A 12012-nucleotide genomic window follows, 5' to 3' on the forward strand; every position below is an offset into this window, starting at 1 on the left:
TAATCTTGAATTAATTATTTAACGCTAATCTGTTTGGTTGTACGTTTTTTGACTGAGTTGTAGTAGCAATATTCATTTGCTTTTTCAAATCATCAGTTAAATATGGTTTTTGGTGTGCTATCCAATCCTGGTATTCAGCTTCGGTAACAACACGTACAACTTTTTTCATATTGTAATGGATACCACCGCATATTTTGTTGCAATAAAGCAGGTATTCAAACTTAGGATCATCTAACTTATTACGCATTTCGGCAGTAGTAATAGTTGGTACAAACTTAAAGAAAGTAGGTAATCCCGGTACCGCGTTCAATTGTACACGGAAGTGGGGTAAATAGACGCTATGAATAACATCCTGAGCACGTATATTTAAACGGATTGACCTGTTTACCGGTAATACCAAAGTATCAGCCTGTAAATCGTCAAAGCTGTTTCTATCTTTAAAATCGATCCCTAATTTGTTAGTACCTGAAACCAATTTATAATCAATAGTACCTAATTTCTGATCTTTACCAGGGTAGCGTAGCTCCCATGCAAACTGGTGGCCGGTAATTTCTATATTTAAATCACCTTTAACTTCTGCGCTATTGGTGATCTCCTGCCATGTGAAGAAGCCAAATACGACCAATATGGTTAACACAATGGCCGGAGCAATTGTCCATACCTTTTCAATAGTATTGTTATGTGGTAAATAGTAAGCTTTACGTTTGCTTGAGTGTTTGTATTTGAATAAGAAGCCAAATAACAATATCTGGGTAATAAAGAACACGATCATGGTAAGCACAGTGGTTACTGTGAACATCTCGTCAATTTTTACACCATGTGCTGATGCAGCTTCGGGCAAGGTTTGAGTACCTTGTACAGTAAACTCCCAATACGCACCATATAAACCGAAGATCAGGAATACCAGGCAAATTACTGCCATCAGGTTATTCCAGTTCAATTCCTTTTTACCCTGTATTTGCTGGGTAAGGTCATAAACTCTAAGAATTTTGCCTACAATAGCTATTACTACACATAATAACAGGAAAAGCAGTACATAGTAACCTGCGCCCATCCACATAGCAGTTTTATCATCAGCTGCAGCAGCAGTGGTAGCATCAGCAGGAGCTGCTGTTTGTGCCATTAACAGGTTAGTGCCTGTCAGCATAAAAACCGCTAAAAGGGAAAATATTTTTTTAGAATTTAGAATTTTTTTGAATCCCATTTTATTGTTTGTTTGGTATTCTGTATTTGATTGCAAATTTAACAATTATTATATGTGATGATGAAGGCTCTCTTCCAAAAACGGATGATTTTTAGGAACCAGTGATTTGAACTTACTCAATGCATTAAGCATCAGGAAAGTAAACAAGCCTGCGAAACCAATAAAGATACCCACTTCTTCAAACCAGAAACCTCTGCCTTTAGGGCCTACAGTTTCAGGCATTATCATCACATAGTAATCAAGCCAGTGGCCTAATATTATAATTATACTTACCCATTTTAACAGGTTGAATTTGCGTTTGTAATCACGGGCCATCAACATCAGGAATGGTGCTGCAAAGTTGATAACAATGTTTAACCAGAACCATGGTTTAAACTCCGGCTCCCATCTTTTATAGAAGTATACAGCTTCCTCAGGTATGTTAGCATAGTATGTTAACAGGAACTGGAAAAACCATACATAAGTCCAGAATATAGAGAAGGCAAACATATATAAACCCATGTTGTGCATGTGATCTTCAGTTAACCATGAGAAATAACCTTTCTCTTTTAATAAGATCATTGTTAGTGTAAGTACAGCTAAACCGCTAACCCATAAAGCTGCTAAGTTATACCAACCAAACATGGTTGAATACCAGCGGGCTTCTAATGACATGATCGCGTCAAAACCAAATAATGGATCTGTTAAACCGAATATCAGCAAGAATACACAAGCAGCATTAAAGCTCTTTTTATAATTGCTCATTCCACCTATCTCATCCTCGCTAACTGAATATTTAACCAGCATCCAGCCAATTAAGCTGTAAAGACCAAGGAATAATACTAAGCGTATAAAAAAGAATGGAATATTTAAAAATCCTGATTTACCGGTTACCATTGGATCATATAACGGACTCTTCGGGTCGGTTAAACCTGGTGTTGCCCATTGTGCATATAAATATGGCTGGGCTACGGTTTGGCCATGGATAACTACATTATGTGTAAAGTGGATACCTGCTCCGATAATTACGATAAGTATAGCGGCAGCAATAGGTAATACCTTGATAAATGCCTGAGGGATACGGATCATTGAGGCCGACCAGCCTGCCTGCGCAGCATATTGTATAGCGCAAAAAACGCCACCAGCAGCACAAACACACGTAAAGTAGTAGCCCATCAACAATAAGTTTGAAAATGTGCGGTCGGCGTTAACCAAAAAACCTGCTATTATGGCAATAACGCCGATAGCAATAGCAATTAAGCTCCAGGTTTTGGCTTTGCCCTCAAAAACAAATCTTTCGTCAAAACTATTATGAGTGTTCATTTAAAATAAGCTTATAATGTTTGTAAATGGTGAACATACATAATTACTTTCCAGCGTTCGTCCGGGGCAAGCTGTGAGGCATAAGAGCCCATAGCATTTAAGCCGTAAGTAATAGTATGATAAATTTTACCGTCTGTTAAATCTTTCATAGCGCCACCGCGTGATGACTGACCTTTTGAATAAGATGGCGGAGGCGGAAATCCGTGTTGAACTACTAAACCATCACCCTGGCCAGTTAAACCATGGCATGGAGAGCAGAAGTGTGCGAATAATACTTCACCGTCAGCATAGTTAGCCGGAGTTTGTGGCAGCGGGCTTTTTACTTCAGTTCCGGCTAATTCATAGCCATCATGTGTGTTTGGATAATCAAACCTAACAAAACCTATAGGTGTAGTACCAGCAGGCGGAACCTGTGCTGTTTTACCATCCTTAAAATTGTCATTCTTTTGATCAGGGTCGTATGCGATGTGCTCATACATATTAGGGGCGTATTCCCAACCGGTGCTCCTTTTATCTTTGCACGATGTAATTACAACCGTAGCAGCAATAGTGATAACCGTTATGCCTAATATTTTAATTTTATTCATAGCTAACATATTTTCTGTCGTTATGCTTTACTTCAACAGCTCCGGCTTCTTTTAATAAATTAGTGATATCCTCGTGTGGTGTATTTCCTTTTGCATCGATAGCGATAACAAAGCGGTCATCTGTAGCTCTGAGATCCATTACCCTTGGTGTACGGCCCGGGAAAAGGTGCGTTGCGAAAAAGAATGTTCCAACTATACCAAAAGCGGTGTATAAAACGGTCCATTCGAAAGTGATCGGAACAAAATCCGGGATAGCAAATGCATTTTTACCACCTATGTTTATTGGCCAGTCATGCACCAGGGCATAGTAAATAATACTGAATATTACAGTACCACCCAAAGTGCCGAACATAAAGGCAGCATACCCCAGGCGGGAATCTTTTATACCCAATTTTGCTTCAATACCGTGGATAGGCATCGGCGTGTACACATCGTAAATAGGAATACTGTTTTGTTGCAGTTTGTGTATTCCGTCCATCATTTCATCGGGATCTTCGAAAAGTCCCAGTATAAATTTAGTGCTGCTCATTTAATTATACTTTTTCGTATTCTGCAATTTCAACACTGTCGAACTTGCGTAATGCATCCTTATAAAACTCTGCCTGTGTGCTATCAACATGGCCATGCTCCAATATTTTCTTCTTCTCTTGTTCGCTTGAGCCTTTCAGCAGCAATTTCACTTCGGCGATCGCTATTGATGGCAATACACGAAGGAATAACAGGAACAAGGTAAAGAACACACCTATTGATCCAACAAACACGCTCAGATCGATCCATGTTGGATAGAACATTGCCCAGCTTGATGGGATATAATCTCGGTGTAATGAGGTTACGATGATAACGAAACGCTCAAACCACATACCTATATTAATGATGATAGATAATACCCATGTTGCTTTAATGCTGCGGCGTACAGCTTTAAACCACAATACCTGCGGGATAACGCAATTACAGCAGAACATTGACCAGCTTGCCCACCAGTACGGACCGAAGTAACGGTTGATGAAAGCGTACTGCTCATACTCAACATTTGAATAGTAAGCGATGAAGAACTCAGTACAGTAAGCCACCATTACTATTGAACCTGTTAAGATGATGATCTTGTTCATCGCCTCAATGTGGAACATGGTGATATAGTTCTCCAGACCTAATACCTTACGAGCAATCAGTAACAGTGTTTGCACCATGGCAAAACCTGAGAAGATAGCTCCCGCAACGAAATATGGAGGGAAGATTGTTGTATGCCATCCTGGTTCCAGTGATGTGGCAAAGTCTGTTGATACAATGGAGTGTACTGATAGTACCAGTGGTGTTGATATACCTGCCAATATTAATGACACGGTTTCAAAACGCTGCCATGTTTTTACTGAACCTGTCCAGCCGAATGACATAACCGAGTATATTTTACGGCGAAGACCTTCAGCACGGTCACGGATCAAAGCGATATCAGGTAATAAACCAGTGTACCAGAATACTAGTGATACAGAGAAGTATGTTGAGATCGCGAATACGTCCCAGATCAGTGGTGAGTTAAAGTTAACCCATAATGAGCCGTATTGATTTGGTAATGGTAATGAATAAACTGCCATCCATGGGCGGCCCATGTGAGCCACAATGTAACTGGCCGCGCAGATTACCGCGAAGATAGTCATCGCTTCTGCAGAGCGGTTAATGGAGTTACGCCATTTTTGACGGAACAGTAATAAAATCGCGGAGATAAGCGTACCAGCGTGACCGATACCTACCCACCACACGAAACCGGTAATGTCCCAGGCCCAGCCTACTGTTTTATTTAATCCCCAAGCACCAACACCATACCAAAATGTATAACTAACTGCGAATAACCAAAGTGTAGCACCCAATGAGGCAACGGAAAATCCGATCCACCAGGCTTTTCCGGGCATTCTTTCAACAGGGGCCAAAATATCATTTGATATTTGTGCGTAGGTGATGTTGTTACCCGTGATTAACGGTTCCCTGATTATTGATTCACTATGAGATGACATATTTTAAAATCTCTATTTATAAATTAAGCCTCTAATTCAGTCCTATTTCTAACTTTAACCTGGTAACCAATACCTGGTTGTACGTTCAGCTCTTCCAATACGTAGTAAGTTCTTTCGCTCTTCAGTGCTTTTGCAACTTCAGAGTTAGGATCGTTTACGTTACCAAATACAATGGCGTTGGCAGGGCATGTTTGCTGACAAGCAACTTTAATGTCACCATCCTTAACAGAACGTTTTTCAATTTTAGCCTTAAGCTTGCCTGCTTGTATACGTTGAATACACATTGAGCATTTTTCCATAACCCCACGGAAACGTGTTACCACATCAGGGTTAAGTACTAATTGTGTATGCTCGTTGTTCAGGTAGTTGTCAAAACGTGAATCGTTCCAATAGTTAAACCAGTTAAAGCGGCGTACTTTGTAAGGGCAGTTGTTAGCGCAGTAACGTGTACCTATACAACGGTTGTAAGCCATGTGGTTTAAACCTTCTGATGAGTGAACGGTAGCTAATACCGGGCAAACAGTTTCACAAGGTGCGTGATCACAGTGCTGGCAAAGCATTGGTTGGTAAACAACCGATACGTTATCCAGATCACCATCACTTAACTGATTGATCTCTGATTCTTTAGTTATCAGGCTGCCCTTCTCGTTAAAGCTGTAGTAACGGTCAATACGTATCCAGTGCATTTCGCGGCGGCGGCGTACTTCGTCTTTACCAACAACAGGAACGTTATTTTCAGCGCTACAAGCTACAACACAAGCACCGCAACCGGTACAGGCATTTAAGTCGATTGCCATAACCCAGTTGTAGGTAGGACGCTCGTACTCATCCCATAAGCTGTAAGTTTTGTGATCATCAAAATGACCACTTGCTGCGTATGGGTTCTTTTTGTACTCAGTGAAGGTAGTTTCGCGGATGATGCTGTTACGGCCTTCGTATGAATGGTGTGTTTGTGTTTGTGCTAATTCAGACTGCTCACCTGTTGCTTTTATTGTTGCAACAGCTGTAGTTTGGAAAGTGCCATTGCGGAAAGTATGGAACGGATAAGCGTTCTCTCCTACTTTATCACCTACTAAACCTGCTTTTGTGCGGCCGTAACCAACAGCTACAGCTATAGTACCAGCTGGCTGGCCCGGCTGTATTAATACAGGCAGATCAATTGAATAGTTGTTTGCTGTAATGGTGATGATGTCACCTTGCTCAAGCTCTAAACTTTTAGCATATCTTGGCGACATAGCTGCAAAGTTACCCCAGGTAACTTTTGAAACCGGATCAGGCAATTCCTGTAACCATGGGTTATTAGCCCTGCTACCATCACGCAATGCGATAGTTTGGAATATCTGGAGCTGAACTTTAGTTTTATCGCCATTAGCGGCTGCAAGCTCGTTGCTGTGATCGAGTATAGTTTGGGCAACAGCGGTAAGCTCATGGCTGAATGTGTAAGAACCTGCCGGTTTAGCAGCAGCTTTCACAAAGCCCGTTTGCAATAATGTTTCCCAACCTTTTTGACCTGAAAGGCCGCCTTTAGCTAACAGATTTTTATCCCAGTTATTTCTAACATAAGTATAGTAATCTTTAACCGCGTTATCAGACCATACCAGTAAGCTTTGCTCAGCCTGGCGGGTGTTGTATACAGGGTTGATGGTTGGCTGTACTACAGTATAGTAACCTTCAATAGCGCTGCTATCACCCCACGACTCTAAGTAGTAATGGTTTGGAGCAATGATATTACATAAAGAAGCAGTTTCGTCAGTATAATCAGAGAATGATACTCTTAAACGTACTTTCTTTAAGGCAGCTTTTATAGCGTCGCCGCTGTGGTAATCATACGCCGGATTTGCACCCAGGAAGAATACTGCGCCAACATCGCCTTTATCCATATCACTTACAAACTCAACAAACTCAGCATCGTTGCCGGCATATTGGTTTGAAGCATTATCTAAATCAATTGTGGCACCGTAGCTGCCTAATAATGAGTTGATGGCATTAACCAAAGTTTGTACCGCAACATCATTTGAACCTGCAACTACCAGCGCTTTACCTTTAGCAGCTAGTAATTCTTTACCTGCAAGGGTTATCGCATTTTCAGCAGCAGCATTATCCAGTTTTTTTGAACCTGCTAATGTTGTGCCCGAGATAGCATTATATAAGTTTACTAACGCGATGCCTTCTTCTGATAAGAGGATAGGGATACGAACGTCAGCATTTGAACCGGTGTTGCTCATTCCAGTTTCAAACTGAATGTGGCGCGACATTTTTTTGCTTTGCAGCGATTTGTTGTTACGGTTCTTAACGTACTGACCGATAAATTCGGTTGGAGAGATCCAGGTACCCAGGAAATCAGCGCCGAAACTTACAATAACGTCAGCCTTATCAAAATTATAGTGAGGAACTACTGCTTTACCAAAGCTGTTTTGGTTAGCCTGGATGATACCTGTATAAGATACCGCATCGTAGTTAATATGTTTTGCTGTTGGGTATTGTGCAACAAAATCAGCAATAACCGCTAATGTTGAAGGGCTGTTTATAGTAGATGATACTATACGGATCTTTTTGCCGGCAGCTTTTATAGCGGTAAGCTCATTTTTTATAAATGCATCAATGTGATCCCAGTCGCTGTCAGCACCATCCTGCATTGGATTTTTCACACGGCTTACGTCGTATAAATCCAACACTGAGGCTTGTGCCTGCGCGCTTAAACCACCATTTGATAAAAGATCGTTAGGGTTACCTTCAACCTTAATAGGGCGACCCTCACGGGTTTTAACTAAGATAGCATGGCCATCATAACTTGATGAGTAATAATTGGCTACACCCGGAGTTACCTCTTCAGGTTTTATCAGATAGGGAATTGATTTGTGAACCGGCACTTTTTCGCAAGCTGCCAGGGTAACCGCGCCAACTCCAAAGCCAAGAGCCTTTAAAAAGTCGCGACGGGGAGTTTTACCCAATAAACCACCACTTTCCAAAACCTCTTCAATAGGAATAGGTTCTGCAAACTCATGTTTATTTTTCTCAACAAATTCTGGTGTTTTGTTCAGTTCTTCTAAACCTTTCCAGTATTTTTTATTGCTGTCCATTTAAGCTATATAAACTGTAATTGCTAAGTTTTAAAATCTCAATATTAATAGTGGCATTTACCGCACTCGATACCACCCAATGATGCCGCTGTAACTTTCTCACCGCGTTTAATACGATCGTGTACTGCTATCATATTATCGTAGTAAGCGTTTCCTTTATAGTTAACCTCGGTACGTTTGTGGCATTGGATACACCATTTCATTGTTAATGGTGAGTATTGGTAAATCTCTTTCATGGTTTGAACCGGACCATGGCACTGCTGACATTTGATGCCGGCAACTTTAACGTGCTGTGAGTGGTTAAAGTAAGCAAAGTCAGGCAGGTTATGAACCCTTACCCATTGCATTGGTTTTGCTTTGGTGCTGTCATATTTCTGCGTTTTAGGATCGTAACCTAAAGCAGCATATATCTTTTGTATTTCAGGAGATTCCTGTTTAACCACCTTATGGCAGTTCATACAAACGTTTAATGACGGGATTGAAGCGTTTTTAGATTTGTATGCACCTGAGTGGCAGTACTGGCAATCAATCTTCATCACACCGGCATGCAGATCATGCGGGAAATGGATTGGCTGTACCGGCTGGTAACCACTGTGAACGTTGGTGTTCCATAAAGTAACCCAGGTCCAGCTTCCACAAGCTACAGTACCGCACAGGATAACAAAGAATACAAATTTCTTATTCTTAGCCAGTTTCCTTATGCCCGCCATGCGGTCAACAGGAGCTTTCTCTTCTAAATCTTCTTCAGGCAGCAAACCTTTGCTTTTCAGCATCAGGCGTTCAAGAGTAGCTATTACCTTGTTTAATACCAGTATAACTATAAAGGCAACAATGATAACGCCAATCAAACCCCAGATAACCAAATCACTTGGACCTGATTCTGCCGCAGCACCTGCACCACCCGCTGGCGCGGCTGTTGCCTTAGCTTGCTGAGTTTTCCAATCGGCACGGATGTAAGCCAGGATGTCGGCAACATCACCATCGGTGAAGCTTCCGAACACTGTCATACCCTGCTGGTTGAACTGGTTGTAAATCTTTAGGGCTCTTTCATCCTTGGCCGCTATTAAAGCCTGGTTGTTCTGAATCCATTTGGTTAACCATTTGTCATCAGTTTCGGCTGTTACTAACGGACCCAGTGCAGGGCCTACTAATTGCGATTCGATTTTGTGGCACGTTGTACAATTGGCTTTAAAAAGAGCTTCGCCTTTGGTTGCGTCTCCCTGCGCATGTGCTGATAATCCCAAAATTGCAAAGCCGGCAATTAATAAAACCGTCCTTGAAAATTGCTTTAAAATCAATGAGATATTTCTCATAAGGTGTATTTATGCTGAATAATTCTTTTATTAAATGGATAAACCTGAAGCTGGATGTATGTTTAGTCCGACTTTTTCAGTCACAAAAGTATAATTTATTAAATAATGGCTGACAAATAAATGACAAGTAAGCATAATTTATAATCTTTCTAAATAAATAATAAATTGGCATAAGATTATGAAAAAAATGACGTTTTACAGGGTCAAAAAAACAGCTTTAACTATAAATAAGCTATATAATTAGTTATGCTTTTATTGCTTTAATAGCCAGGCAAATATAAGTGGGCACACAATTGTAGCGTCAGACTCTACAATAAACTTAGGTGTATGTATATCCAGCTTGCCCCAGGTTATTTTTTCGTTTGGAACAGCGCCCGAATACGATCCGTATGATGTTGTTGAGTCAGAAATCTGGCAGAAATAGCTCCAGAAAGGAATTTCAGGCATCTCCATATCCTGGTAAAGCATCGGCACAACGCATATCGGGAAGTCGCCCGCTATACCACCACCTATCTGGAAGAAGCCAATTCCCTTGCCTGAAGAGTTTTTCACATACCAATCGGCCAGCCATGCCATGTATTCAATACCGCTCTTCATGGTTGACGCCTTCAGCTCTCCTTTTATTATATATGATGCGAAGATGTTACCCATGGTTGAGTCTTCCCATCCCGGTACAACAATCGGCAAATTCTTTTCGGCAGCAGCCAGCATCCATGAGTTTTTCGGGTCTATCTCATAATATTGCTCCAGATCGCCGCTTAACAGCATTTTGTACATATACTCATGCGGAAAATAACGCTCGCCGCTGTTATCAGCATCTTTCCATATTTTGTGGATATGCTTTTGTAAACGCCTGAAAGCTTCTTCCTCAGGGATACAGGTATCAGTTACACGGTTGTAGTGATTCTCTAACAGATCCCACTCGTCCTGCGGACTAAGGTCACGGTAATGCGGTACGCGTTTGTAGTGTGAGTGCGCCACCAGGTTCATGATATCTTCTTCAAGATTAGCACCTGTACATGATATAATGGCTATTTTATCCTGGCGAATCATTTCAGCCAATGAAATGCCAAGCTCTGCTGTACTCATGGCACCTGCAAGCGTAACCATCATTTTTCCACCCTCTTCAAGGTGCGTTTCGTAACCTTTAGCTGCATCCATTAATGCGGCAGCATTAAAGTGCAGGTAGTTTTTTTCAATAAACTGTGATATGGGTCCTCTGGTGTTGTTCATAGCTTTGTGATTTTCACCGCAAAAGTAGATATTTTAGGTGATTTCACATTTTAATTTCAAAAATCGTAAAAGCACGGGGTTCATCAAACAATTTGCTTTTATATTCGCTGTGATTATTATCTATGAAAAAACTTTTCGCACTACTTATACTTCTTCTTAGTTTCCAATCCCTTTTTGCACAGGTTGATTTTGTTAAAAGATTTATCAAACGCATGTACTTTGATAAGGATAGCAGTAAAAAAAGCAATTTGGTGCTTATACCCGCCCTTGCTTCATCGCCCGAAACCGGGGTTGAATTTGGCGGCGCATTTTTATATTCATTTTATGCCGATACTACTCCGCATAATATTACACGGGTATCAAACTTATATGGCTACACCAGTATAACCACCAAAGGCCAGGAAAAAGTGAGCCTGAACGCCAGTTACTGGGCTCCGCAAAATACCATTCATTATACCGGATCTATCGGCTTTGTAAATTTCCCTTTTGATTTTTATGGCATAGGTAATAATACGCGCAAAGCAGATGTGGAGGCCATTGAGGAAAAACGCACTAAAATGACTTTAGAAGCCGATAAACTTGTTGTTAAAAACTTTTATGCCGGCATTGTAGCTGGTGGGTTTAAGTACTATTACTACTCGGGCACCTATGATGAAAATATAGCGTTTAAAACCGACCCTGCAATTGAAGACAAAAGCGGTGGCTCCAGCGTATACATTGGCCCCAGTTTGACTTATGATACCCGTAACAATAACACCTATACTACAAAGGGTGTTATTATTAGTGCTTACCTTAATTTAATGCAGGGCATTTATGGTAATAATAGCTATAAAGGCGGTTTTTTTAATATTGAATATTCAAGTTTTTTTGCTTTGAGCAAACATTTTGTTTTAGGCTTTGATGTGCAGGAACAGAGTTTAATTGGCGGGCGATCGCCATTTTATTTGTTGCCAGCTTTAGGCAGCGACGAGATGATGCGCGGATACTATACCGGCCGTTACCGCGACAGGAACTTTATTGCCGGACAAACAGAACTGCGCTACCGGGCAACTGACCGCCTTGGCATTGTAGGCTTTATAGGTACCGGCGAGGTAGCGCACAATGGCTTTACCGCACATACCTTATTACCCAACTACGGCGGCGGCATACGCTACTATTTCGATACCGAGAAAGGCCTCAGCATCCGCGCTGATTATGGCTTAGGCGCAAAACCAACCGGCGAACCACGGGAAAGTGGTTTTTATGTTGCGCTGGGGGAATCGTTTTGATGTGCAGATGCGTGGATAT

9 protein-coding genes are annotated in these 12012 nt (G+C 41.3%); 1 reads left to right on the plus strand and 8 read right to left on the minus strand.

Features of this window, described 5'->3' with window-relative positions; all coding sequences use genetic code 11:
- Positions 1-10: 10 nt before the first annotated feature.
- The 8 genes from BLU33_RS18685 to BLU33_RS18720 all read right to left on the minus strand — a co-directional run bounded on the left by BLU33_RS18685 (position 11) and on the right by BLU33_RS18720 (position 10725).
- Positions 11-1204 (minus strand): cytochrome c oxidase subunit II, encoded by a 1194-nt coding sequence (locus BLU33_RS18685; RefSeq protein WP_091376569.1) that lies wholly within the window; start codon positions 1202-1204, stop codon positions 11-13.
- Between the two features lie 48 nt (positions 1205-1252).
- The gene (locus tag BLU33_RS18690; RefSeq protein WP_091376572.1) at positions 1253-2506 is read right to left on the minus strand and encodes a quinol:cytochrome C oxidoreductase; all 1254 of its coding nucleotides are present in this window, start codon (positions 2504-2506) and stop codon (positions 1253-1255) included.
- A gap of 11 nt (positions 2507-2517) precedes the next feature.
- The gene (locus BLU33_RS18695; RefSeq protein ID WP_091376575.1) at positions 2518-3102 is read right to left on the minus strand and encodes a c-type cytochrome; all 585 of its coding nucleotides are present in this window, start codon (positions 3100-3102) and stop codon (positions 2518-2520) included.
- Positions 3086-3622 carry a DUF3341 domain-containing protein gene (locus BLU33_RS18700; RefSeq protein ID WP_091376578.1) on the minus strand — a complete coding sequence of 179 codons (537 nt, stop codon included), beginning with the start codon at positions 3620-3622 and terminating at the stop codon, positions 3086-3088. Before BLU33_RS18700 ends, BLU33_RS18695 begins: the two co-directional genes overlap by 17 nt.
- A 4-nt stretch (positions 3623-3626) precedes the next feature.
- A complete protein-coding gene (gene nrfD / locus BLU33_RS18705) occupies positions 3627-5099 on the minus strand; it encodes an NrfD/PsrC family molybdoenzyme membrane anchor subunit (RefSeq protein WP_091376581.1) in 1473 nt (490 codons plus the stop codon).
- Positions 5100-5122: 23 nt separating this feature from the next.
- A complete protein-coding gene (locus tag BLU33_RS18710) occupies positions 5123-8179 on the minus strand; it encodes a TAT-variant-translocated molybdopterin oxidoreductase (protein ID WP_091376583.1) in 3057 nt (1018 codons plus the stop codon).
- A gap of 44 nt (positions 8180-8223) precedes the next feature.
- A complete protein-coding gene (locus BLU33_RS18715; RefSeq protein WP_091376586.1) occupies positions 8224-9492 on the minus strand; it encodes a cytochrome c3 family protein in 1269 nt (422 codons plus the stop codon).
- A 252-nt stretch (positions 9493-9744) separates the two neighbouring features.
- The gene (locus BLU33_RS18720; protein ID WP_091376589.1) at positions 9745-10725 is read right to left on the minus strand and encodes a deoxyhypusine synthase family protein; all 981 of its coding nucleotides are present in this window, start codon (positions 10723-10725) and stop codon (positions 9745-9747) included.
- Between the two features lie 122 nt (positions 10726-10847).
- Between BLU33_RS18720 and BLU33_RS18725 the strand changes: the two genes are divergently transcribed.
- On the plus strand, positions 10848-11993 hold the full coding sequence (locus BLU33_RS18725) for a BamA/TamA family outer membrane protein (RefSeq protein ID WP_157682229.1): 1146 nt from the start codon (positions 10848-10850) through the stop codon (positions 11991-11993).
- Positions 11994-12012: the final 19 nt, after the last annotated feature.

Origin of the sequence: Mucilaginibacter mallensis (assembly GCF_900105165.1) — a bacterium.
In the GTDB taxonomy this organism is placed as follows: domain Bacteria; phylum Bacteroidota; class Bacteroidia; order Sphingobacteriales; family Sphingobacteriaceae; genus Mucilaginibacter; species Mucilaginibacter mallensis.